This window comes from Bradyrhizobium sp. CCGB01 (assembly GCF_024199795.1).
Lineage (GTDB): Bacteria > Pseudomonadota > Alphaproteobacteria > Rhizobiales > Xanthobacteraceae > Bradyrhizobium.
Map to the genome: position 1 here is coordinate 9133217 of NZ_JANADK010000001.1, position 25016 is coordinate 9158232.

The following is a 25016-nucleotide window of genomic DNA, read 5'->3' on the forward strand; positions in this document are numbered from 1 at the left end:
GATTGAGGACGCACCGGTGGCCGCCTGACCTGTCAGGCCACTACCTCCGGCTTCTTGTCGCGCCGCCCTTCCGCCAGGTTCCGCACCACCACATAGAAGATCGGGGTGAACAGCAGCCCGAACAGGGTAACGCCGATCATGCCGAAGAACACGGCAACACCGACCGCCTGCCGCATCTCCGAGCCGGAGCCGCTCGAGATCACCAGCGGCAGCACGCCGAGGATGAAGGCGAACGAGGTCATCAGGATCGGCCGCAGGCGCAGGCGGCAGGCGTCGATCACGGCCTCCAGCCGCGGCTTGCCTTCGTTCTCGATGTCGCGCGCGAATTCGACGATCAGAATCGCGTTCTTTGCCGCCAGCCCCACCAGCACGACGAAGCCGATCTGGGTGAGGATGTTGACGTCCTGCCCCATGATGCGCACGCCGATGGTGGCAGCGAGCAGGCACATCGGCACGATCAGGATCACCGCGAACGGCAGGGTCCAGCTGCCATATTGCGCGGCGAGCACGAGATAGACGAACAGCACGCAGATCGGGAACACGTAGAGGCCCGCATTGCCACCGGTGACCTGCTGATAGGACAGGTCGGTCCATTCGAAGGTGAAGCCGCTCGGCAGAGTGTCGTCCGCGAGCTTCTTGATGGTGTTGAGCGCGGTGGTCGAGCTGGTGCCCGGCGCCGGCTCGCCCTGCAATTCGGACGCCGCATAGAGATTGTAGCGCGCGACGCGGTCGGGGCCAGAGACATCCTTGAACTCGACCACGCTGCCCAGCATCACCATGTCGCCGGAGGCGTTGCGCGTGCGCAGGCGTGAGAGGTCGCTTGGCTCTTTGCGGAACGGGAAGTCCGCCTGCGCGGTGACGTGATAGGTGCGGCCGAACAGGTTGAAGTCGTTGACATAGGTCGATCCGAAATAGGTCTGGATCGTGTCGTTGATGCTGGCGATGGGGACGCCGAGTTTTTGCGCCTTGGTGCGATCGATGTCGACGAAGAGCTGCGGCGTGTTGGCCGAGAACGGCGAGAACACCGTGGGACCGAGCAGCGAAGGCGATTTGCGCGCCGCTGCGACAAGCTCGTCGGTGGCTGCGGCGAGCAGCTCCGGCCCGCGGCCCTGGCGGTCCTGGATGCGGATGGTGAAGCCGCCGCCGGTGCCGATGCCGGGCACGGCTGGCGGCGGAATGACGATGATGAACGCGCCCTGGAGCACGGAGAGCCGCTTGCGCAGCTCGGCCGTGATGGCGTTCGCCGTCAGCCCCTTCTTCAGGCGCACCTCGGGTTCATCGAACACCGGAAACAGTGCGGCCGCGTTGCCGGCCTGCGTGCGCGTCGCGCCGGAGAAGCCCGCGAAAGCGGCAACGCGGACGATACCCGGCGTATCCAGCGAGATCCGCTCGATCTCGCGGACGATCTCCGTGGTCCGCGCCAGCGACGCCGCGCCCGGCAATTGCACGGAGATGATGACGTAGCCGCGGTCCTGCGCCGGAATAAAGCCTTGCGACGTGGTCCCGATCAGCCAGCCGGCACTGCCGATCAGCACAATATAGATCAGGATCATCACCACCGAATGCCGGATCACGAAATTGGCGAGGCCGGCATAGCCATGCGCGAGCCGGTCGAACACGCGATTGAACACGCCAGTGAAAGCGTTCCAACCGCGCGCAATGACGTTCCAGGCAGCCGGCGGTCGTTTCTCCTCGTGCGGTGTGAGGATCAGCGAGGCCAGCGCCGGCGACAGCGTCAGCGAGCAGAAGCAGGAGATCGCGGTCGCCACCGCAATGGTGACGGCAAATTGCTGGAAGAACTGCCCGGAGATGCCGCCGAGGAATGCGGTGGGGACGAACACCGCGCACAGCACCAGCGCGATCGAGACCAGGGCGCCGCCGACCTCCTCCATGGTTTTCAGCGCCGCGTCGCGCCGACTCATGCCGTGCTCGAGATGCCGCTCGACATTCTCGACCACCACGATGGCGTCGTCGACCACGATGCCGACCGCGAGCACGAGGCCGAACAGCGTGAGATTGTTGATGGAGAAGCCGAGCGCCGCCATCACCGCGAAGGTGCCGACCAGCGAAACCGGGATCGCGATGATCGGGATGATCGCGGGCCGCCAGCCCTGGAGGAACACCAGCACCACGATGACCACGAGCAGCATGGCCTCATAGATGGTCTTGATCAGCTCGTGGACGGACTGCGCGATGAACTCGGTCGGGTTGTAGCCGATGTTGTAGTCGAGGCCCTTGGGAAAGACCTCCTTGAGCTTCACCATCGTGTCGGAGATGTTCTTTGCCGTCGCGAGCGCGTTCGATCCCGGCCGCTGGGTCACCAGCATGGCCACCGCCGATTTGCGCAGCAGGAAGCTGTTGGTGCTGTAGGCGAGCGCCCCGAGCTCGATGCGGGCGACGTCGCGCAGGCGCACGGTGCGGCCGTCGGAGCCGGCCTTGATCAGGATGTCCTCGAACTGCTTCTGGTCCTTCAGGCGGCCCGTGAAGGTGAGGTTCGGCTGGAAGGCGCGGTCGGCGATCGGCGGCTCGGCGATCTGGCCGCCTGCGATCTGCACGTTCTGCGCGCGGATCGCGGCCAGCACTTCGGTCGAGGTCAGGCCGAGATTGGCGATTCGATCCGGGTCGAGCCAGAGCCGCATCGAATAGTCGCGCGCGCCGAAGATCTGGATGTCACCGACGCCGTCGATCCGGAGCAGCTGGTCGCGGACCTGGAGCAACGCGTAGTTGGAGATGTAGAGCTGGTCGAAGGTGTCGTCGGGCGACAGCATGAACACGACCATCAGGATGTCGGGCGAGTTCTTGCGTGTGGTGACGCCGTTGCGCTGAACCTCTTCAGGCAGACGCGGCTGCGCGATCGCGACGCGGTTCTGCACCAGCACCTGGGCCTTGTCGAGATCGGTGCCGAGCTTGAAGGTGACGGTGATGGTGAGCTGGCCGTTCGAGGTCGCCTGACTGTAGAGATACAGCATGTCCTCGACGCCGTTGATCTCCTGCTCGATGGGAGCTGCGACCGTGTCGGACACGGTTTGCGCGGAGGCGCCGGGATATTGCGTGGTGACCACGACGGTCGGCGGCACCACTTGCGGATATTCGGAGACGGGCAGCGTCGTATAGGCGAGCGCGCCGACGATCAGCAGCACGATCGACAGCACCATCGCCAGGATGGGCTGGTTGATGGAGAGACGGCCAAGGTTCATGACTTGTCACCGGGCTTGCCACCGGCCGGCGCGGGTGCGGGAGACGGGGCGACCTTGGCGCCGACGCGGGCGCGCTGGATGCCGTTGACGATGACGCGGTCCTCCGCCTTCAGCCCCTCGCGAATCACGCGCAGCCCGTCGTCGAGCGGACCCAGCACCACGGGGCGCGCCTCGACGGTGTCGTCCGGCTTCACGACGAACACGATCTTGCGGGACTGGTCGGTCGCGACCGCGACGTCGGGAATCAGCAGCGCCTCGTAGGGCGCGCTGCCGATCAGGCGGACGCGGCCGAACTGGCCCGGCAGGATCGAGAGATCGGTGTTCTTGATCACGGCGCGGCTGCGCAGCGTGCCGGTGGAGACATCGAGGCGGTTGTCGAGGAAGTTGATCGTGCCCTCATGCGACGGCTTGGTCTCGCCGGCGAGCGTCACCTGCACCGGGTTCGCGGTGTCGCGCGAGCTCGGGCGGCGGCCTTCGAACCACAGCTTGCTGTATTTGATGAAGGTCGCCTCATCCATATCGAAATAGACGTAGATCGGGTCGAGCGCGACGATCGAGGTCAGCAGCGTTGAGGTGCCGGTATCGCTGCCTTGCACGAGATTGCCGGGGCTGACGAGATGACGGCTGACGCGGCCCGTGAGCGGCGCGGTCACATGCGTGAACTCGATGTTGAGCCGGGCGGCCTTCAGCGCACCGGCGGCCTGCGTCTCCGCGGCGTGCGCAGCCTGCAAGGCCTGGCGGCGCTGGTCGACGGCCTGCTCGGAGACCGCGCTGGTCTGGACCAGGTTCAGGCCACGGTCGAGCTCGCGCTTGGCAAGCTCCACCTTGGCACGCGCGTCGGACAACTGGCCGTCGGCCTGCTCGGCGACTGCCTCGAACGGGCGCGGGTCGATGACGTAGAGCAGGTCGCCCTGACGCACGATCGCGCCGTCCTGGAATTCGACGGAGTTGACGAAGCCGCCGACACGGGGGCGCACCTGCACCTCCTCGACCGCCTCGAAGCGGCCGGTGAACTCGTCCCAATCGGTGACGGTGCGCTTGACCGGCTGGGCGACGGTCACCGGCGCAGGCGGCGGAGCGCCCGCCTGCGAGGCGGGCCTGTCGCAACCGGTAAGAGCTATTGCCGCGGCGAGGAGACCGGCAATTGCGAAAGGTCGCGATCGAACGAAATCGTGCTTTTTGACAAGTGGCTCGCTTCCGTCCAGTCCAGTCATCCTAGGTCCTCGCATCAAAGCCACGGAAAAAGCAGGGTACGCGTCGCCCCGCGGGCGCCACAGGATGGGCGGCGATGATGAAATCTTCAAGACCAATACACGCGCATTGCCCGGACGGATGCCCTGGCCGGATGGCGGGTTGACAAGGGAGAGAGATGACGAGCGCGACGTAAGGAGGGTGACGAAGGAGCGACGCGCGCCACCCTCCCCTGGAGGGGGAGGGTCGGCTCACATGGAGCGCAAGCGAAATGTGAGACGGGGTGGGGTGACGGTCTCTCCACGACCAACAGTGCCCGTGTTGAGAGATCACCCCACCCCGCTCGCGCTTCGCGCGATCGACCCTCCCCCTCCAGGGGAGGGTAAGGAAACGGCCAGCGTCTTCGCACATGACGGGCACGGCGGGCTCGGCTAGATTGGCGCCACAAGAACAAAGACGGATTGTCCGGGGAGGACAGGCGTGCACCAGGGACGTGTCGTTTACGGCGCGATCGAAGAGGTCGTGTTCGGCCATCCCGCGGCCGAGGCCGTCGTTGCGCAGATGGACCGGCTGGGGACGCGCCGTGCCTTCCTGATGGTCTCCGGCACGCTCAACCGGCAGACCGACGAAATCACCAAGATCAAGGAAGCACTCGGCGCCCGCTGCGCCGGCCTGTTCGATGCCATGCCGGCGCACACGCCGCGCGAGGCGGTGATCGCAGCGACAAACGCGGCGCGCGAGGCGGGCGCGGACCTGATCGTCACCGTGGGCGGCGGCTCGATCACCGACGGTGCCAAGGCGGTGCAGCTCTGCCTCGCCAACGGCATCGACGATATCGACGGCATCGAGCGCATCCGCGTCCACAAGGGCGTCGCACCCGAGATGACCGCGCCAAGCGTGCGACAGGTCAGCGTTCCGACCACGATCGCCGGCGGCGAGTTCAGCGCGATCGCGGGCGTCACCGACCGCGGCACGCATGTGAAGCAGATGCTGCGACATCCGCTCACGGTGCCGCGCGCGACCATCCTCGATCCCGCCATCACCGTGCACACGCCGGAATGGTTGTTCCTCTCTACCGGCATCCGCGCCGTCGACCATTGCGTCGAGGCGATCTGCTCGCGCGAGACGCACCCTTATGCCGACGCGCAATCGGTCAAGGGCCTCGCCATGCTCGCCGACGCGCTGCCGCGGGTGAAGGCCGATCCTGCCGACCTCGACGCCCGCATGGATGCGCAGATCGGCACCTGGCTGTCGATGGGCGCGCTCGCCGCCGGCGTGCCGATGGGCGCGAGCCACGGCATTGGCTATGTGCTGGGCGCGGCCTTCGACGTGCCGCACGGCCACACCTCCTGCATCATGCTGCCGGCGGTGATGCGCTGGAATGCGAGCGCCAATGCCGAGCGCCAGATGATCGTCGCCGCCGCGATGGGCTTTCCCGGGCACAACGCCGCCGACGTGCTCGATGCCTTCATCCGCTCGCTCGGCATGCCGCGCAGCCTCGCTGAGGTGGGGGTCTCGCCGGACAATTTCGACGCCATCGCGGAAGCTGCGATGCGCACGAACTGGATCCCACGCAATCCGCGCAAGATCGACGGCCCCGCACAGTTGCGCGAAATCCTGTTTCTCGCCGCATAATCCAGAGCCGGAGGACTGATGTATCCAGGTCAGCATGCCCGTCTACGCCCGCTCCAGCCGGCCTTCATCATGGCTGCGACCGGCGAGGCCGTCACCTATCGCGAGCTCGATGCGCGCAGCAACCGCCTCGCGCATCTGTTCCGCAAGCACGGTTTGAAGCGGCTCGACCACTTCTCGATCTTCATGGAGAACAATTCGCGCTATCTCGAAGCCTGCGGCGCGGGCGAGCGCTCCGGGCTGTACTACACCTGCATCAACTCGTTCCTGACGCCGGGCGAGCTCGCCTATCTCCTGGTGAACAGCCAGTCGAAAATCCTGATCACGTCTGTTGCAAAACTCGATATCGCGCGCGAGGCGATCAAGGCCTGTCCTGATATCAAGCTCTGCATCGTCGCCGACGGCCCTGGAGAGAGCGACCGCATCGTCGGCCTTGCCGAGGTGACCGCGGACCTGCCGCCAACACCGATCGCGGATGAGTGGCTGGGCACCGCCATGCTCTACTCATCCGGCACGACCGGGCGGCCGAAAGGCATCCTGCGGCCGCTGCCGGAGGAACCGCCAAAGCATAATCTGCCGCTGTTCGATTTCCTGACCAAACTTTGGCACTACCGCGAGGGCATGGTCTATCTGTCGCCGGCGCCGCTCTATCATTCCGCACCGCAAGCGGCCGTGAACCTCACGATCCGCATGGGCGGCACCGTGATCATCATGGAGACTTTCGATCCCGAGCGCTATCTCCAGCTCGTCGAGCAATGGGGTATCACCCACACCCAGCTGGTACCGACGATGTTCTCGCGCCTGCTCAAATTGCCGGAGGAGGTGCGCAGCCGCTACGACCTGTCGTCGCTGGAGATCGCGATCCACGCCGCCGCGCCCTGCCCGGCGCTGGTCAAGGACGACATGATCAAATGGTGGGGGCCGATCATCCACGAATATTACGGCGCGACCGAGGGGCTCGGCTTCACGGCGTGCAACAGCGCGGAATGGCTCGCCCATCGCGGCACCGTCGGCAAGGTGCTGCTCGGTGACCTCCACATTCTCGATGAGAACATGAAGGCGTGCCCGACCGGCACGCCCGGCCAGGTGTGGTTCAAGACGGGATCGCCGTTCGAATATTTCAACGACCCTGAGAAAACCAAAGAGGCGCGCTCGGCCGACGGCAGCATGAGCACGGTGGGCGACGTCGGCTATGTCGACGAGGATCGGTTTCTCTATCTCACCGACCGCGCGACCTTCATGATCATCTCCGGCGGGGTGAACATCTATCCGCAGGAATGCGAAAACCTGCTGATCACCCATCCGAAGGTCGCCGATGCCGCCGTGTTCGGCGTGCCCAATCCCGATCTCGGCGAAGAGGTGAAGGCGGTGGTGCAGCCGATGCCCGGCGTGGTGCCGGGACCCGCGCTCGCCGACGAACTGATCACCTTCTGCGGCCAGTCGCTGTCGCGGCAGAAGGTGCCGCGCTCGGTCGATTTCGAGAAGGAGCTGCCGCGGCTGCCGACGGGCAAGCTTTACAAGCGGCTGCTGCGGGATCGGTATTGGGGGAACAAGACGTCGCGGATCGTGTGAGGGGGCGCCGCTCAGCGCGTTCGCACCTGCACTCTCACATGATGAGAATGTGAAACCCCTGCGGCCTTCCGTCATCCGAATTGTCGAGACGGCTACTGGCCTTGCGGGTTGCCTCCCTCAACTTGCGTCGCTATCGTCTGACAAACAGGCCGAAAAGGCCGTTGTCCAGGGAGGATGAGCATGCGGAGCGTGTGGGCGCTCGCCGTGATGGCGGCGCTATCTGTGCTGACGGCCTCAACCACCACGCTCGCCGGCGAGCCCAAGCAGGGGGGGATCCTGCGGATGTACCACCGCGACAGCCCCGGCAATGCCTCGATCCATGAAGGCGCGACCTACTCGCTCAATGTTCCCTTCATGCCTGTTTTCAACAACCTCGTCATCTACAAGCAGGACGAAGCCCAGAACAGGATGGACAACATCGTGCCCGAGCTCGCCGAGAGCTGGGCCTGGGTGAACGACAACAAGACGCTGACCTTCAAGCTGCGCCAGGGCGTGAAATGGCATGACGGCAAGCCGTTTACCTCGGCGGACGTCAAATGCACCTTCGACATGCTGATGGGCAAGTCGCAGCAGAAGTTCCGTCAGAACCCGCGCAAGACCTGGTACGAACAGGTCAACGACGTCTCCACCAACGGCGACCTCGAGGTTTCCTTCAACCTGAAGCGGCCGCAGCCGTCGCTGCTGGCGCTGCTCGCCTCCGGCTACACGCCGGTCTATCCTTGCCACGTCTCGCCCGGCGACATGCGCACGCATCCGATCGGCACCGGTCCGTTCAAGTTCGTCGAATTCAAGGCCAATGAATCGATCAAGCTGACCCGCAATCCCGACTATTGGCGCAAGGGCCGGCCCTATCTCGACGGCATCGAGTTCACCATCATTCCGAACCGCTCGACAGCGATCCTCGCCTTCGTCGCCGGCAAGTTCGACATGGCCTTCCCGACCGAAGTGAGCATTCCGCTGCTCAAAGACGTCAAATCGCAGGCGCCGAATGCAGTCTGCGTGGTCGAGCCGAACAACGTCGCGACCAACATCATCGTCAATTCGTCGGCACCGCCGTTCGACAATATCGACATCCGCCGCGCCATGGCGCTGTCGCTGGACCGCAAGGCGTTCATCTCGATCATGTTCGAGGGCCAGGGCGACATCGGCGGCACGTTGCTGCCGCAGCCGAACGGGTTGTGGGGCATGCCGAAGGAGATGCTCGAGACCATCCCGGGCTATGGCCCCGATGTGAACGCCAACCGCGAGGCAGCGAAAAAGCTGATGCAGAAGGCCGGCTACGGGCCGGACAAGCACCTCGCCGTCAAGGTCTCGACCCGCAACATCCCCGTCTACCGCGATCCCGCGGTGATCCTGATCGACCAGCTCAAGAGCATCTATATCGACGGCGAACTCGATGTGGTCGAAACCGCGAACTGGTTCCCGAAGGTCGCGCGCAAGGACTACATGCTCGGGCTCAATCTGACGGGCAACGCGGTCGACGACCCCGACCAGTCGTTCTACGAGAACTATTCCTGCGGTTCCGAGCGCAATTACACCAATTACTGCAACAAGGAGATCGAGAAGCTGTTCGACGTGCAGTCGCAGGAGACCGACGTCAACAAGCGCAAGAAGCTGGTGTGGGACATCGACAAGAAGTTGCAGGAGGACGTCGCCCGTCCGATCATCTTCCACGCGCGCACCGGCTCCTGCTGGCAGCCTTACGTCAAGGGCGTGACCGTGATGTCGAACAGCTCCTATAATGGGTACCGGTACGAGGACGTCTGGATGGACAAGTAGCGCTGGCGGCTGACGGTTTCGACAGGAGGCGATGCATGTTTGCCTATCTGGTGCGGCGCCTGTTCCTGATGCTCGTGACCCTGTTCGGGATCTCGGTCGTCATCTTCTTCCTGCTGCGCATCGTGCCCGGCAACATCGTCGATATCCTGTTCGCCGCGGCCGGCTATGTCGATCCTGCCGACAAGGCCAATCTGGAGAAGGAGCTCGGCATCGACCAGCCGCTGATCGTGCAATATTGGCACTGGATCAGCGGGTTCCTGCGCGGCGATTTCGGCTACTCCTACGTCTCCGAGAAGCCCGCGCTTCAGGAGATCCTGCCGCGGATCCCGATCACCGCGCGGCTCGCCGGCCTGGCGCTGTTGTTCTCGGCCTCGATCGGCATTCCCCTAGGCGTCATCAGTGCGGTAAAGCAGGGCACGCGGCTCGACTACGCGCTCCGCGTCGTCAGCCTCAGCGGATTGTCGCTGCCCTCGTTCTGGCTCGGCCTGCTCATCCTCACCGCCTCGGTGGCGATGTTCGGCCAGATGCCGATCTTCAATCCCAATCCACAGACCTGGCTGGAGGCGTTCGCGACCTACGCCGTTCCCGCCGCCGCGGTCGGCTTCCGCAGCGCGGCGCTGACCATGCGCATCACCCGCTCTTCGATGCTGGAGGTGCTGCGGCAGGACTATATCCGCACCGCCCGCGCCAAGGGCGCATCGGATGCGGCGGTGAACTATCATCACGCGCTGAAGAACGCGATCCTGCCGGTCATCACCGTGATCGGCATCGAGGCGGCGTTCCTGATCGGCGGCCTGATCGTCACCGAGACCGTGTTCAACATCCCCGGCGTCGCCCGCTTCCTGGTCGAGGCGATCCGCTGGCGCGACTATCCGATCGTGCAGAACCTCGTGATGCTGATTGCGGTCGTGGTGGTGAGCGCGAATTTCATCGTCGACATGCTCTACGCCGTGTTCGATCCACGTATCAGATACACGGATTAGGAGATCAGCTTGGCTGCGATCGACTTCGACGTTGAACTGAGGCGCGCCGGGGCACATGCGACCGGCGGCTGGCGGCGCGTGCTGTTCCTGGCGCAACGGCACGTGCTGGGTGCGGCCGGGCTCGTCATCATGACGGTGTTCGTGCTCACGGCCATCTTCGCCGACTTCATCGCGCGCTATGATCCCCTCACGGTCGATGCCGCACGTGCGCTGGCCCGCCCGAGCTGGGCGCACTGGATGGGCACCGATTCCTTCGGCCGCGACGTGTTCAGCCGGATCATCCACGGCGCGCGGATCTCGCTCGCGGTCGGCATCGGCTCGACCGCGCTCGGCGGCGCGATCGGCGTGATCGTCGGCCTGACCTCCGGCTATCTCTCCGGATGGGTCGACCTCGTGTTCCAGCGCGTCTCCGACGTTCTCCAGGCCTTGCCGCTGCTGGTTCTGGCCCTGATCATGACGGCCGCGCTCGGCCCGTCGCTGCCGAACGTCATCATCGCCATCGCCATTCCGCTGATCCCGACCGTGTCGCGCGTCATCCGCGCCAACACGCTGGCGCTGCGCGAGCAACCCTTCGTCGAGGCCGCCAAGTCGATCGGCATGAGCGAGGTGCGCATCGCGCTCCGCCACGTGCTGCCGAACACGCTGGCGCCGCTGATCGTGCTCGCGACGGCCCAGCTCGGCTCGACCATCCTCACCGAGGCCTCGCTCTCCTTCCTCGGGCTCGGCATTCCCGAGCCTTATCCGTCCTGGGGGCGCATGCTGTCGGAGTCGGCCGCCGAATATGTCCGCACGGCGCCGTGGCTGGTGATCTTCCCGGGCATCGCCATCAGTCTCGCCGTGTTCGGCGCCAATCTGTTCGGCGACGCCCTGCGCGACATCCTCGATCCCCGGCAGCGCGGCTGATGGCAAAACAATCCGATCTCGTGCTCGACGTGAGGAACCTGAAGACGGTGTTCTTCACGAACTCCGGCCTGTTCAAGGCCGTCGACGATATCTCCTTCACCGTAAAGCGCGGCGAGACGCTGGCGATCGTCGGCGAATCCGGCTGCGGCAAGAGCGTCACCGCCCTGTCGCTGATGCGGCTGGTGCCCGATCCGCCCGGCCGCATCGTCGGCGGCTCGGTCTCGCTTGAAGGCACCGATTTGCTGGCGCTGGATGAAGCGCAGATGCGCGCTGTCAGGGGCAACCGCATCTCGATGATCTTCCAGGAGCCGATGACCTCGCTCAATCCGGTGATGCGGATCGGCGACCAGATCGTCGAAGCCGTCCGGCTGCACCGGCACATCTCGGCCAGGGAAGCACATGACATCGCGGTCGAGATGCTGCGGCTGGTGCGCATCCCCGAGCCGGCCCGGCGTGCAAGGGAATATCCGCATCAGCTCTCCGGCGGCATGCGCCAGCGCGCGATGATCGCGATGGCGCTGGCGTGCCGGCCGGCGCTCTTGATCGCGGACGAGCCGACCACCGCGCTCGACGTCACCATCCAAGCGCAGATCCTGGCGCTGATCCTCGACCTCCAGAAGGAGCTCGGCACCGGCCTCGTGCTGATCACCCATGATCTCGGCGTCGTGGCGCAGACCGCGCAGCGCGTGATCGTGATGTACGCCGGACGGAAGGTCGAGGAAGCCAGCGTCGAGGCGCTGTTCACGTCGCCAAAGCATCCCTATACGCGCGGGCTGATGGCCTCGATCCCGGCCGTGCCGGCATCCGGCGTCGCCGCGCAGGAGCGGCTGAACGAAATCCCCGGCACCGTGCCTTCGCTGGTGCGGCTGCCGAAAGGTTGCGCGTTCGCGCCGCGCTGCAAGCTCGCGATCAAGCGCTGCGAAGCCGAATATCCGCCGCTCACGGATTGGGGCGGCGGCCATCTCGCCGCATGCTGGCGCGCGGCTGAAGTGGCGGAGGTGGCATGACCGAAGCGCTGCTCGAAGTCACCGACCTCAAGAAGCATTATCCGGTGCGCGCCGGCGTGTTGCGCCGGCAGGTCGGCACCGTGCACGCGGTCGACGGCGTCTCGTTTGCGCTCGGCATCGGCGAGACGCTCGGCCTCGTCGGCGAATCCGGCTGCGGCAAGTCGACGGTGGCGCGCAGTGTGCTGCGGCTGGTCGAACCCACCTCGGGCCAGATCCGCCTCGAGGGCGAGGACATTACCCACCTCTCCAAGACGGCACTGCGCCCGCACCGCCGTTCGATGCAGATCGTGTTCCAGGATCCCTTCGCCTCGCTCAATCCGCGCATGACCGCGGGCGACATCGTCGGCGAGCCGCTGGCCGTGCATGGCCTCGCGACCGGCAAGGCGCTGGAGACGCGCGTCGCAAAACTGTTCGAACAGGTAGGCTTGCGGCCCGACCAGATGCGCAATTTCCCGCATCAATTTTCGGGCGGCCAGCGCCAGCGCATCTGCATCGCACGGGCGCTGGCGCTGGAGCCCCGCCTGATCGTCTGCGACGAGCCGGTTTCCGCACTCGACGTCTCGATTCAGGCGCAGGTGATCAACCTGCTGATCGATCTGCAACGCCAGCACGGCTTCTCCTATCTCTTCATCGCGCATGACCTCGCCGTGGTCGCCCATATCAGCCACCGCGTCGCCGTGATGTATCTCGGCCGGATCGTCGAGATCGCCGACAAGGACGAGCTGTTCCGAAACCCCAGGCATCCCTACACGCAGGCCCTGCTCGCTTCAGTGCCGGTTGCGAACCCGTTTGCGAAAAAACTCGCGCCGCTCGTCGACGGCGACGTGCCGAGCCCGGTCAATCCGCCCCCGGGCTGCGCGTTTCACACCCGCTGCCGGTTCGCGATGGAGCGGTGCAAGACGGAGCGGCCGGCGCTGGTGGATGCCGGTGACGGGCATCAGGTGGCGTGCCTGCTCAACGACGGCACGGGACGAAGCAACGCGATCCCGTAGAGGGGTACGCCAGCGAAGTGCGCTTCGCGCAGTCGCAGGGCTAACCACCCTACGATTTGCGTAACGTCCGGATCACCGGCCAGGCCGCCAGCGCGGCAGCCAGATGCTTGAGCGTATGGCCCGAGACAATGTGCCCTGTCGCCTCAAAGATGGTCTCGTCGCCGAGCTCGAAAAGCTTGGCCAGCACGTAAAAGAACATCACGCCGCCCAGCGGCACGCCAAGCGCACCGGGCCGGGGCCGTGTCAGCGCCAGTCCGACAGCGAGCGCCATGCCGCCGAACTGCACGACCACCCATGGCGTGAGGTTCTCGTACGCCACCCAGGCCGCAAGCAGGCCGGCCGCCGTCACCAGCACCACCACCGCCCGACCGGCGCGTGCGCTGATGCGCTCGTCGGCCGCGATGCCCAAAAAGCCCGCGAACGCGACCGCCATGCCGAGACGATCGGCCACGAGCCGCTGCGGCGCGTCGGGGGCGAGATGATAGAAGCACGATCCGATGCAAGTGAGGATCAGGCCCACGAAGAGGCAACCTGCACCCGCGGGCGCATCGCGGCTGGCGCGCAGCTTCACCAAGCCCCAGATGCCCATCGCGAGGAAGGCGAGATTGCTCAGTACGTCACCGGCGTTGGGCACGCCCAGCCAAGTGCGGGTGTCGACAAATTGCGGGATATGCCAGGCGGAGGCGGGCATCGCGGGCGCGAACAGCGCCGCCAGCGCCAGGCCGAGGAGCGCGGCGAGCAGGTAGTTTTCGCGGGCTTGCAGGACGGGGAACGAAAGCCGGCGAGAAGCTGAGGGGAGTGTAGCACCGGTCTCCCGGGCAGGATTATTTGCGCGCAACATACAAGCCTCCGCATGTATCGAGCGACGTTTAAGATTAGTAGCATAAAAATGAACAATGTTCAATGGATTCTACGCGCAAGCACGATCAGACCAGTATCCCTTTGAAATTATTTTGAATTCCGTACGCGACGCGCGCAGTGCCGTAGGGTGGGCAAAGCGAAGCGTGCCCACCAATCCAAACGCAATTGCCGCACGAGGGTGGGCACGGCGCTTCGCGCCTTTGCCCACCCTCGAGTGCGACGCGTGCCGCACTAACCTGCCCCGATCTCGGCCACGATCCTGCCGGTCGTCACCTGCTCGCCCTCGGCAACGTCGATCGCGGCGACCACGCCATCGATGCCGGCCTTGTGGATGTGCTCCATCTTCATCGCTTCCAGCGTCATCACCGGCTGACCGGCGGTGACGCGATCGCCCGGCTTGACGAGAACGGCAACGACGCGACCGTTCATCGCGGCGCGGACTTTTCCGTCGCCGCCATTGGCCGCGGCAGCCTTCGGCGCGGCGAGGGTGAGATCGGTGACCGCGAGCGGGATGCCGCGACGCTGGAGGTAGAGCCGGTCGCCGTCGCGCAGGAATTTTGCGCTGTCCATCACGCCGTCGTGGCGGAAGCGGATGGCGCCGGGATCGAGCTGATCGATCTCGAACTTGTCCTGACGGCCGTCGGAGGCCACGGTGTAGCTGCCATCGCGCTCGCGGGTGACTTCGAGCTCGTGCGCGTGGCCGGCGATATCAACTTTCGCAGGCAGGGGAAACGTGGCCGACAGGCTACGGCCACGCTGCCATGACGGCGCGCTGGGATTTGTGACGTAGAGCAGCAGACCCGCCAGCGCTGTGTCGAATGCGGCGTCCGCTCGGGGCGCCAGCAGCGCGTCGCGATGCGCGCCGATGAACGCCGTCGTCGCCTCGCCTCCGGCAAATCCGGGGTGACGCAGGCAGGACATCAGGAACGCCTGGTTGGTCGTCACGCCAAACGCCGTGAGCTGCTCCAAGCCGACGATCAGGCGTCCCCTCGCCTCCTCGCGACTCGCGCCATGGCTGATGACCTTGGCGATCATGGAATCGTAGTAGGGCGGGATCTCCGAGCCCGATTGCAGCGCGTGCTCGACGCGGATGCCATCCGGCACCTGCCAGCGCGCCATGCGGCCGGACTGCGGCATGAAGTCTTGCGCGGCATCTTCCGAGCAGAGCCGCACCTCGATGGCATGACCGGAGAATTTGATCTCCTGCTGCTTCACCGGCAATGGCTCGCCGCGCGCGACACGCAGCTGGAGCTCGACGAGATCGAGCCCGGTGATCGCCTCGGTCACGGGATGCTCGACCTGAAGGCGGGTGTTCATCTCCATGAAGTAGAACTCGCCGCTCGCATCAAGCAGGAATTCCAGCGTGCCGGCGCCCTCGTAGCGCAGCGCCTTCACCGCAGCGACGGCGACCTCGCCCATTCTTGCACGCAGCTCAGGCGTCACGGCCGGCGATGGCGCCTCTTCGATCAGCTTCTGGTGCCGTCGCTGCACCGAGCAGTCGCGCTCGCCGAGATGGATGGCGTTGCCGTGGCTGTCGCCGAACACCTGGATCTCGATATGCCTGGGATTCTGGATGGCGCGTTCGAGGATGACCGTGGGATCGCCGAACGCGGCCTTTGCCTCCGACCGCGCGCTACGCAGCGCATCGCCGAAGGAGGCTGCGTCGGTGACGAGCCGCATGCCGCGCCCGCCGCCGCCGGCAACCGCCTTGATCATCACGGGGAAGCCGATCTTTTTGGCTTCCGCGAGCATGACTTCGTCACCCTGGTCCACGCCCTGATAGCCGGGGACGCAGGGAACGCCGGCCTTCTTCATGATCTCCTTGGCGCCGGCCTTGTTGCCCATCGCCTCGATCGCCTGCGGGGACGGGCCGATGAAGACGAGGCCGGCGTCCTTGCAGGCCTGGGCGAAATCCTCGTTCTCGGCGAGGAAGCCATAGCCGGGGTGCACGGCATCGGCGCCGCTCGTCCTGGCGGCTGCGATAATCGCTGGGATGTTGAGATAGGACTGCGCCGGCAAGGCTTCGCCGATGCGCACGGCCTGGTCGGCCTGCTTGACGTGGAGCGCATCGCGATCCGCATCCGAATAGACCGCGACGACGCCGAGACCAAGCTGCCGCGCGCTACGCATCACGCGCAGTGCGATCTCGCCGCGATTGGCAACCAGGACCTTGAAGAACGGCCGGTGCTGCACTGATCCGTTCCTCATGGGCGGGCCACCGAAAACTGCATGCGCTGCGGCGTGCGCGTATCGCCCTCGCGGCAGATCGCGAGCACCTCCGACAGCACCGCGCGGGTGTCGCGCGGATCGATCACGCCGTCGTCGAGCACGCGCGCGCTGGTCGAGAACACGTCCATCTGGCCGTCGAACACGCCGATGATCTGCGCCTTCATCGCATCGAGCTTCTCTTTCTCGACCGGCTTGCCGCGGCGCGCGGCGGCTGCCTCGGTCACGATCGCCATGGTCTCGGCGGCCTGCTCGCCGCCCATCACCGCGGTCTTGGCGTTGGGCCAGGAGAAGCAGAAGCGCGGATGGAAGCCACGGCCGCACATGCCGTAATTGCCGGCGCCGAACGAGGCGCCGCAATAGATGGTGATCTGCGGCACCGTCGCCGAGGTCACAGCCTGGATCATCTTCGAGCCGTGCTTGATCATGCCGGCTTCTTCATAGGCCTTGCCGACCATGTAGCCGGTGGTGTTGTTGAGATAGAGGATCGGCGTGCGGGTCTGGCAGCAGGCCTGGATGAAATGCGTCGCCTTGTTGGCGCCAGCGGGATCGAGCGGGCCGTTGTTGGTGATGATGCCGATCGCCTGGCCCTCGATGCGGGCATGGCCGCACACGGTGGCCGGACCGTAATTCGGCGCCATCTCGGTGAAATCGGAATCGTCGATGATGCGCGCGATCACCTGCTTCATATCGACCGGGCGCTTGTGGTCCATCGGCATGATGCCAAGCAGCTCGTCCTGGTCGTAGCGCGGCGGCTTGAACTCCGGAGCCGCCCGGCCCGGCCGCTCCCATTCCAGCGCCGCCATGATCTCGCGCGCAATGCGCAGGGCATCGCGGTCGTCCTCGGCGAGATAGTCGCCGAGACCGGAGACCTGGGTATGCATCTCGGCGCCCCCGAGCTCCTCCTCGGTCGCGACCTCGCCGGTCGCGGCCTTCAGCAGCGGCGGTCCCGCAAGGAAGGCGCGCGTGCGGCCACGCACCATGACGATGTAGTCGGAGAGACCGGTCTGGTAGGCGCCGCCCGCGGTGGACGAGCCGTGCGTCACCGTGACGACCGGCAGCCCCGCCGCCGAGAGCCGCGCGAGATTGCGAAAGATGTTGCCGCCGCGGACAAAGTCCTCGACGCGATAGCGCAGGAGGTTGGCGCCGGCGCTTTCGACCAGCTGCACGTAAGGCAGCTTGTTCTCCAGCGCGAGCTCCTGCACCCGCAGCGTCTTGTCGAGGCCGTAGGGCTGCAGCGCACCGGCATCGATGCCGGCGTCGTTGGCGCTGACCATGCAGCGGATGCCGGAGACAAAGCCAATGCCGGCGATGACGCCGCCGCCGGGCACGCTCTTGCCCGCATCCGGCACGTCGAACATGTAGCCGGCGAGCGTCGACAGCTCGATGAAAGGCGCTCCGGGATCGAGCACCAGCGCGACGCGCTCGCGCGGCAGCAGCTGACCGCGCTTGTGGAAGCGATCCTTTGCCGCGGCCGATGCGGCCCGCGTGCGCTCTTCCAACGCGCGCATGCGGTCGATCAGACCGAGCATGCCGTCGCGGTTGGCGTGGTAGGCAGCGCTGCCGGGGGAAATGGTGTTTTCGAGAATGGACACAGTTTACTCCGTCATTCCGGGGCGATGCGCAGCATCGAACCCGGAATCTCGAGGTTCTCAGGTGCGCAATTGCGCACCATAGTTCGCGCTTCGCGCGCCCCGGAACGACGTTCAGCGATTCGTCCCAAAGATCTTCCGCGCCTCGGCTGGGCTTGCGATCTCGCGGCCGGCGCGGCGGGCGCAGGCGGCGATGGCCTCGATCAGCTGGCCGTTCGACGTCACCTTCTTGCCGTCGGCGAGATAGAAGGCGTCCTCGAGACCGGTGCGGAGATGACCGCCGAGCTCGGCGCAACGCTGATGCAGCGGCCAGATTTCCTCGCGGCCGATCGCCGTGACCTGAAACTGCGCCTCGGGGCGTTTCAGCTTGATCAGGATCGGCAGCAGCTCGGGATCGGACGGCATGCCGGAGGCCACGCCCATCACGAAGTTATATTCGAGCGGGCCCTTGTACATGCCCACCTGATGATACATGCCGACGCAGCGGACGATGCCGACGTCGAAACATTCGAACTCGGGGATGGTGCCGACCGCGTTCATGACGTCGAGATAGTCCTTCACCTTCTCGACCGCGTTGTCGAACATCATCGGCGGCCAGGCCCAGGTATTGTCGGCCTTCACTTTCAGGTAATTCAGCGAGCCGGCATTGCAGGCGGCGATCTCGGGCCTGGTCTCGCGGATGCAGTCGAGCGCACCGCTGTAGTTCGGCCCTGACACGCCCGACGTGTGATTGATGATGACGCCGGGGCAGGCTTCGCGGATCGCCTGCTGGATTTCCTTGCTGACGCTGACGTCCCAGGACGGCAGGTGCCCCTTGTCCGGCGCCTGCTGGCGCAGATGGATGTGCATGATGGACGCGCCGGCATCGAACGCAGCCTTGGCCTCGCGCGCCATCTGCTCGGGCGTGACGGGCACGTTGTGCTGCTTCGGGTCGGTGAGCACGCCGTTCAGCGCGCAGGTGATGACGGCCTTGTCGCTCATGCCACTCATGTCTCGCAGGTTGATCATTCAACGTTTGCGATCATGTGACGCGCGACATGCGGCTTCTTGCGCGGAGAAGCTGGGAAAAACGAGGAATCGTAGGGTGGGTTAGCCGAAGGCGTAACCCACCACTGTCCATCTCGGCGGCGAATGAAGAGGTGGGTTACGCCGAGCAGATGCGCTTCGCGCATCTGCAGGGCTAACCCACCCTACAAAAGCGCTAGCTCGCCTCAGCGAGCCGCACAGTTTCGCTACTGCGATAGATCGCAAGGTCGCGCGAGCCGACGAAGATCGCCCGCGGCTTCAATCCGTAGAAGCGGCGGATCGAGTGGCTGAAATGCGTGGAGTCGGGATAGCCGATGTCCTGCGCGAGATGGGCGAGGTTGAGGTCCTGGTTGGCGAAGTGCAGCAAATGCCGCGCACGCTTCCAGGCGCGGAAGGAGCGGAAGGAAATGCCGGTCTCTTCCTTGAACAGATGCAGGAAGCGCGAGGCCGAGAGACCCGCCTCCGCCGCGCATGTATCCGCCGTCACCGGCTCGCCGGAGAAGCGCTCGATGCGGGCGACCGCGCGCGTCACGCGCGGGTCGAGGACGCGGCGCGGCAGCGCCTCGCCAAAACACATCTCGTCGAATTCAGCGGTGGTGATGTCGCCATAGCGGCGCTGGCGCAGCAGAGCGTAGGCAGCGAGGATTTGTCGGGCATACACGGCCCGGTCCGGTCCCATCAACCGCTCGGCCAACGTCTCGATCACGCCGTCCGACATGCTCTCAGGTTCAAGCGTGACGCTGATTGCCGTGCGGTAGTCGCTGGCGATGGAATGCCGCTGGTTCGGCAGTGTCACGAACAGCTCGCCAGTGGCGAATACGTCGTCGATGGTCAGATGCAGGCTGCCCTTCACCGCCACATAGACGTGGCAGCAGCCCGGGGTTCGCTTGCGGGGCCGTCCGAGCAAACCGGCATAGAATACCCGTTCCGGCGTGATCAGCATCAGATGGTCGGATTCGCGACCCTTATCTTCCATTGGCGGTCCTCCTCGCGCGGCTCTTTGGCCGCTGCGGACGGAGGTCACCTTAGCGGAAATTTGGGCGCTGTCACGGCGCGATAGCGCTGTCACGAGGCGCAAAACGTTGGCATCCCAGGACGAAGGTGGCTCGCCCGGAACCGTCGTGAGACTGTAGTCCCAATCAGTGAAAGCTTACGCCCTCACACGCGGTGCAACATTCTGCTCGACGCCAGCCTTCTGCTCCGCAGCGACCGCGCGCCTGAAACCGTCGCGCTGCTGCAAGCGCGCCCAATAGGCTGCGACATTTGGCCCAAAGTCCTTCGCGAGCCCGATGCTGTCGGCAAGGCGGAGCGCGTAACCAATGACAATGTCAGCGGCGGTGAAGCGGCCCGCGCACAATGTTTCGGCATTGGCCGTCGCTGCCTCGACGGCGCGCAGTCGCCCCAAGAACCATTTTGCATAATCGGTGGCGACCTGCGGATTGCGGCGCTCCTCCGGCTCGAGCTGGGTGTAGCGGAGCACCAGCGTTTGCGGAAAGGTTAACGTGGCGTCGCTGAAATACATCCAGTTCAGGAACGCGCCATAGGCGGGATCTTCCGGCCCGACCATCAGCGGCGTCGGCCCGTGCTTGACGCCGAGATAGTGGCAGATGCCGGAGGACTCGGTCATCTTCGTCTCGCCGTCGACCATGAAGGGAATCGTGCCCAGCGGATTGATGCCGAGATAGTCCTTGGCGAAGACCCGCGGCGGGAACGGCAGCATCTTCAACTCGTAGGGGAGCCCCATCTCCTCCAGCATCCAGAGCGGGCGAAACGAACGTGCGCCGTCGCAGTGATAAAGCGTAATCATCAGGCGTTTCCCTTGCTGCCGGGCAGCGTGCCCATCATCTTGCACAGGACCGTCAGCATGACCTCGTCGGCGCCGCCACCGATCGAGGTCAGGCGGCTGTCGCGATAGGCACGGCTGACCGGCGTCTCGTTGGTAAAGCCCATTCCGCCCCAATATTGCAAGCAGGCGTCGGTGAGCTCACGCCCGAGCCGGCCGGCCTTCAGCTTGGCCATGGTTGCAAGCCGCGTCACGTCCTCGCCGGCGACCAGCTGCTCGGCGGCGCGATAGATCAGCGCGCGCAGCAGCTCGACCTCGGTCTGCATCTCCGCGAGCTTGAAGTGGACGACCTGGTTGTCGAGGATCGACTTCCCGAAGGCCTTGCGGTTGCGCGTGTACGCGATGGTCTCGTTGATGATGTATTCATGCGCTTTCAGGCAGGCGGCCGCGCCCCAGAGCCGCTCCTCCTGGAACTGGATCATCTGGTAGGTAAAGCCCTTGCCCTCCTCGCCGATCCGGTTGCGCTTGGGCACGCGGACATTGTCGAAGAAGATCTGCGCGGTGTCCGACGAGCGCATGCCCATCTTGTCGAGTTTGCGCGCCACCGTGACGCCGTTGCTCTTCATGGGCACGCAGATCAGCGACTTGTTGCGGTGAACGGGCCCATCGCCGGTGTTGGCGAGCAGGCAGATCCAGTCGGCCTGGGTGCCGTTGGTGATCCACATCTTGCCGCCATTGATGACGTAGTCGTCGCCGTCCGAGCGCGCATTGGTCTTGATCGAGGCGACATCGGAGCCCGCGCCGGGCTCGGAGACGCCGATGCAGGCGACGTAATCGCCCGAAATCGAGGGCACCAGAAACTCACGCCGCACCTCGTCGGAGCCAAACCGGGCCAACGCCGGCGTCGCCATGTCGGTCTGCACCCCGATCGCCATCGGCACGCCGCCGCAGGTGATGGCGCCCAACTCCTCCGCCATCATCAGCGCGTAGGAGTAGTCGAGGCCCGAGCCGCCGAACTCGACCGGCTTGTTGAGGCCGAGAAAGCCGAGGCTGCCCATCTTCTTGAACAGCTCATGCGCCGGGAAGATGTCGGCCTTTTCCCACTCGTCGACATGGGGATTGATCTCGCCCGCGATGAACTTTTGCAGGGATCGGCGGATGTCGTCGTGGTCGGCGGTGAACAGCATTATTTCCCCTTCGTCATTCCGGGGCGCGCAAAGCGCGAACCCGGAATCCAGAGATGAGTCCTACAAGATCGAGATTCCGGGTTCGACGCTTCGCGTCGCCCAGGAATGACGGTGAAAGTCACAATCCCATCTGCCGGCTGGCCAGATCCTTCATGATCTCCTCGGTGCCGCCGCCGATGGCGTTGACCTTGACCTCGCGGTAGATGCGCTCGGCCTTGATGCCGCGCATGAAGCCGGCGCCGCCGAAGATCTGCACGGCCTCCGAGGCGCAGAAGGCCATGGTCTGCGTCGCCTGGTTCTTCATCATGCAGATTTCGGCGACCGGGCTCTCGCCCTGCTCGAGTCGCCACGCCAGCATCTCCAGCATCGCCTGCGAGGCCGCGACCTTCTGGGCCATGTCGACGATCTTGTGGCGGATCACCTGGTGCTGGGCGAGCGGCTTGCCGAAGGTCTTGCGTTCCCTGGCGTAGGCGATCGCCTCGTCGAGGCAGACCCGCGCGAACGCGGTGCAGCCCGCCGCCATGCCCATGCGCTCGCTGTTGAAGTTCCGCATGATGATCTTGAAGCCCTGGCCTTCCTCGCCGATCAGGTTTTCGGCCGGCACCCGACACTCGTCGAAATGCAGCGTCGCGGTGTCGGACGCCCACCAGCCCATCTTCTTCAGCTTCGTCCGCGACAGGCCGGGCGTATCGCCCTCGATCAGGAGCAGGCTGACGCCGCCGGCGCCCTCGCCGCCCGTGCGCACCGCAACGGTCAGATAATCGGCGCGCACGCCGGAGGTGATGAAGGTCTTCTCGCCGCTCACGACGTAGTGATCGCCATCGCGCCGCGCCTTGGTGCGGAGGTTCGCGACATCCGAGCCGCCGCCCGGCTCGGTGATCGCCAGCGCGGAGATCTTCTCGCCCGCCAGTACCTGCGGCAGCACCCGCGCCCTGACCTCCGGGCGCGCCGCCCGCGCGATCGGCGGCGAGCCGATGGTGTGGCTCATCAGGCTGGCGCTGACGCCGCCGGCGCCGGCCCGCGCCAACTCCTGGCTCGCGACGATCTTCATGAACTGGTCGGCGGCGATCCCGCCATATTCCTCGGGGAATCCGAGCCCCAACAGGCCAATCTCGGCTGCCTTGCGATAGAGCGCGCGGGGAAATTCGCCAGCCTCGTCCCATTCATGGGCGAACGGCGCGATCTCCTTGTCGACGAAGCGGCGCATCACCTCGCGGAAGGCGTCATGCTCGGCGGTATAGAATGGGCTCTTCATCGCACTCTCGCCTTGTTGGCGGATTCGTCCTCTCCACCATGGCCGGAACATCTGCGGTTCACTTGCGCAGAGTGGCTGGCGGGGGATCCGGTCCACGGCAGGCCATAACCTAGCAACTCAACGCAAGACGATTTTCACCCCTCGCAGGCCAACTCCGGAGCAAAAAAAGACGTGGCGCACAAACTCCGGCTGGCCCCAGGGCCACGCCGGGCATGGTGCACCCGATAGGGACGAGAGGCGACACAAGACCGCCGAGGGAGGAATTTTTGGCCGTTCGTTATTACGACTGGATCGTCCATCACGGCCGCCGCACGCCTGATAAGGTCGCGGTGATCGACCTCGCGAGCGAGCGCCGCTTCACCTATGCGCAGCTCGATGGCCGCGTCGCACGCCTCGCCGGATTTCTCCGCGACACGCTGAAAGTCTCGCGCGGCGACCGCGTCGCGGTGCTGGCGCTGAACACCACCGATACGCTGGAGGTGCAATTCGCCTGCGGGCGGCTGGGCGCCATCTTCGTGCCGCTGAACACCCGCCTCACCGTTCCCGAGCTCCAGTTCATCACCGGCGACTGCGCGCCGAAGGTGATGATCCACGACACCGATCTCGCCGAGACCGCGCTGAGCGTCGCAAAGCTCTGCAACATCGGGACCAGCCTGCTGCTCGGGCCCGGCGGCGCCTATGAGGCCGGCATCGCGGCAGCCAAGCCGCTCGACCGCGCCGAAGAGGTCACGCTCGATGACGTCTCGACCATCATGTACACGTCGGGCACCACGGGTCATCCGAAGGGCGCGACCATCACCCATGGCATGACCTTCTGGAATTGCGTCAATCTCGGCGGCCCCGCCTGCATCGGACCGTCCTCGGTGCTGCTCACCGTGCTGCCGCTGTTCCACACCGGCGGTCTCAATTGCTACACCAATCCGGTGCTGCATGCCGGCGGCACCGTGATGATCATGCGCGCCTTCGATCCCGGCACGGCGCTCGGCCTGATCAACGATCCCGCGCAGGGCATCAACGTGTTCTTCGGCGTGCCCGCGATCTACCAGTTCATGGCGCAGCACCCGGCCTTCGCGACGACCGACCTCGGCCGGCTGATCGTCGGCGGTGTCGGCGGCGCACCGATGCCGGTGCCGCTACTGAAAGTGTGGGAGGCGCGCGGCGTCGCGCTCCAGCAGGGCTACGGCATGACCGAGACCTCGCCGGCCGTGCTGGTGCTCGACCGCGAGGATGCGGCGCGCAAGGCGGGCTCGGCCGGCAAGCCGGTGCTGCACACGGAAGTCCGCATCGTGCGCCCCGATGGCAGCGACGCCGATGTCGGCGAGCTCGGTGAGCTCTGGGTCAAGGGGCCGAACATCACGCCCGGCTACTGGAACAGGCCGGAGGCAAACAAGAATTCCTTCACCGACGGCTGGCTGCACACCGGCGATGCGACCCGCGTCGACGAGGAGGGCTTCTACTACATCGTCGACCGCTGGAAGGACATGTACATCTCGGGCGGCGAGAACGTCTATCCGGCGGAGGTCGAGAACGTCCTGCACCAGCTCACCGCCATCGCGGAAGCCGCCGTGATCGGCATTCCCGATCCGCAATGGGGCGAAGTGGGACTCGCCATCGTCGCGGCCAAGCCCGGACAGCGACTGACCGAGGCGGATGTCTTTGCGCACTGCGCGGCGAACCTGGCGCGCTTCAAATGCCCTCGCCAGATCCGCTTCGTCGATGCGCTGCCGCGCAACGCCACCGGCAAGATCCACAAGCCGACCTTGCGCAAGGAATTCTCGGTGGCCTCTGAAGTCGACAAGAAAGTCGCCAACGCCTGATCAAAGCGCCCCT

18 protein-coding genes are annotated in these 25016 nt (G+C 65.4%); 8 read left to right on the forward strand and 10 right to left on the reverse strand.

Features of this window, described 5'->3' with window-relative positions; all coding sequences use genetic code 11:
- Nucleotides 1-32: 32 nt before the first annotated feature.
- Together NLM25_RS43040 and NLM25_RS43045 are read right to left on the reverse strand one after the other, a co-directional pair.
- The gene (locus NLM25_RS43040; RefSeq protein ID WP_254140968.1) at nucleotides 33-3197 is read right to left on the reverse strand and encodes an efflux RND transporter permease subunit; all 3165 of its coding nucleotides are present in this window, start codon (nucleotides 3195-3197) and stop codon (nucleotides 33-35) included.
- Nucleotides 3194-4411, reverse strand: a complete 1218-nt coding sequence (locus NLM25_RS43045) for an efflux RND transporter periplasmic adaptor subunit (RefSeq protein WP_254140969.1) — start codon at nucleotides 4409-4411, stop codon at nucleotides 3194-3196. Before NLM25_RS43045 ends, NLM25_RS43040 begins: the two co-directional genes overlap by 4 nt.
- 457 nt (nucleotides 4412-4868) lie before the next feature.
- Between NLM25_RS43045 and NLM25_RS43050 the strand changes: the two genes are divergently transcribed.
- The 7 genes from NLM25_RS43050 to NLM25_RS43080 all read left to right on the forward strand — a co-directional run bounded on the left by NLM25_RS43050 (nucleotide 4869) and on the right by NLM25_RS43080 (nucleotide 13256).
- Nucleotides 4869-6023 carry an iron-containing alcohol dehydrogenase gene (locus NLM25_RS43050; protein ID WP_254140970.1) on the forward strand — a complete coding sequence of 385 codons (1155 nt, stop codon included), beginning with the start codon at nucleotides 4869-4871 and terminating at the stop codon, nucleotides 6021-6023.
- An 18-nt stretch (nucleotides 6024-6041) separates the two neighbouring features.
- On the forward strand, nucleotides 6042-7592 hold the full coding sequence (locus NLM25_RS43055) for an AMP-binding protein (protein WP_254140971.1): 1551 nt from the start codon (nucleotides 6042-6044) through the stop codon (nucleotides 7590-7592).
- A 180-nt stretch (nucleotides 7593-7772) separates the two neighbouring features.
- The gene (locus NLM25_RS43060; RefSeq protein WP_254123972.1) at nucleotides 7773-9371 is read left to right on the forward strand and encodes an ABC transporter substrate-binding protein; all 1599 of its coding nucleotides are present in this window, start codon (nucleotides 7773-7775) and stop codon (nucleotides 9369-9371) included.
- Between the two features lie 35 nt (nucleotides 9372-9406).
- Nucleotides 9407-10354 (forward strand): ABC transporter permease, encoded by a 948-nt coding sequence (locus NLM25_RS43065; protein ID WP_254123973.1) that lies wholly within the window; start codon nucleotides 9407-9409, stop codon nucleotides 10352-10354.
- A gap of 9 nt (nucleotides 10355-10363) precedes the next feature.
- The gene (locus NLM25_RS43070) at nucleotides 10364-11257 is read left to right on the forward strand and encodes an ABC transporter permease (RefSeq protein WP_254123974.1); all 894 of its coding nucleotides are present in this window, start codon (nucleotides 10364-10366) and stop codon (nucleotides 11255-11257) included.
- A complete protein-coding gene (locus NLM25_RS43075; protein WP_254140972.1) occupies nucleotides 11257-12264 on the forward strand; it encodes an ABC transporter ATP-binding protein in 1008 nt (335 codons plus the stop codon). The genes NLM25_RS43070 and NLM25_RS43075 overlap by 1 nt, the downstream gene beginning before the upstream one ends.
- On the forward strand, nucleotides 12261-13256 hold the full coding sequence (locus NLM25_RS43080) for an ABC transporter ATP-binding protein (RefSeq protein ID WP_254140973.1): 996 nt from the start codon (nucleotides 12261-12263) through the stop codon (nucleotides 13254-13256). Before NLM25_RS43075 ends, NLM25_RS43080 begins: the two co-directional genes overlap by 4 nt.
- Nucleotides 13257-13305: 49 nt before the next feature.
- Here NLM25_RS43080 and NLM25_RS43085 read toward each other — a convergent pair whose 3' ends face one another.
- From NLM25_RS43085 to NLM25_RS43120, 8 genes are all read right to left on the reverse strand, one after another.
- Complete coding sequence (locus NLM25_RS43085) at nucleotides 13306-14097, reverse strand: hypothetical protein (RefSeq protein WP_254140974.1); 792 nt, start codon at nucleotides 14095-14097, stop codon at nucleotides 13306-13308.
- A gap of 251 nt (nucleotides 14098-14348) precedes the next feature.
- A complete protein-coding gene (locus tag NLM25_RS43090; RefSeq protein WP_254140975.1) occupies nucleotides 14349-16325 on the reverse strand; it encodes an acetyl-CoA carboxylase biotin carboxylase subunit in 1977 nt (658 codons plus the stop codon).
- The gene (locus NLM25_RS43095; RefSeq protein ID WP_254140976.1) at nucleotides 16322-17938 is read right to left on the reverse strand and encodes an acyl-CoA carboxylase subunit beta; all 1617 of its coding nucleotides are present in this window, start codon (nucleotides 17936-17938) and stop codon (nucleotides 16322-16324) included. Before NLM25_RS43095 ends, NLM25_RS43090 begins: the two co-directional genes overlap by 4 nt.
- Nucleotides 17939-18049: 111 nt before the next feature.
- Nucleotides 18050-18916 (reverse strand): 3-keto-5-aminohexanoate cleavage protein, encoded by an 867-nt coding sequence (locus NLM25_RS43100; RefSeq protein ID WP_254123980.1) that lies wholly within the window; start codon nucleotides 18914-18916, stop codon nucleotides 18050-18052.
- 220 nt (nucleotides 18917-19136) lie between these two features.
- Nucleotides 19137-19937 (reverse strand): helix-turn-helix domain-containing protein, encoded by an 801-nt coding sequence (locus NLM25_RS43105; RefSeq protein ID WP_254140977.1) that lies wholly within the window; start codon nucleotides 19935-19937, stop codon nucleotides 19137-19139.
- 174 nt (nucleotides 19938-20111) lie between these two features.
- Nucleotides 20112-20768, reverse strand: coding sequence for a glutathione S-transferase family protein (locus tag NLM25_RS43110; RefSeq protein WP_254140978.1), 657 nt, complete (start codon nucleotides 20766-20768; stop codon nucleotides 20112-20114).
- Nucleotides 20768-21931 carry an acyl-CoA dehydrogenase family protein gene (locus tag NLM25_RS43115; RefSeq protein ID WP_254140979.1) on the reverse strand — a complete coding sequence of 388 codons (1164 nt, stop codon included), beginning with the start codon at nucleotides 21929-21931 and terminating at the stop codon, nucleotides 20768-20770. The genes NLM25_RS43110 and NLM25_RS43115 overlap by 1 nt, the downstream gene beginning before the upstream one ends.
- Nucleotides 21932-22049: 118 nt before the next feature.
- Entirely contained in the window at nucleotides 22050-23186 is a 1137-nt protein-coding gene (locus NLM25_RS43120) for an acyl-CoA dehydrogenase family protein (RefSeq protein WP_254140980.1), read from the reverse strand.
- 266 nt (nucleotides 23187-23452) lie between these two features.
- Here NLM25_RS43120 and NLM25_RS43125 point away from each other — a divergent pair, with 266 nt between their 5' ends.
- A complete protein-coding gene (locus NLM25_RS43125; RefSeq protein WP_254140981.1) occupies nucleotides 23453-25003 on the forward strand; it encodes a long-chain fatty acid--CoA ligase in 1551 nt (516 codons plus the stop codon).
- The last annotated feature ends 13 nt before the right edge of the window (nucleotides 25004-25016 follow it).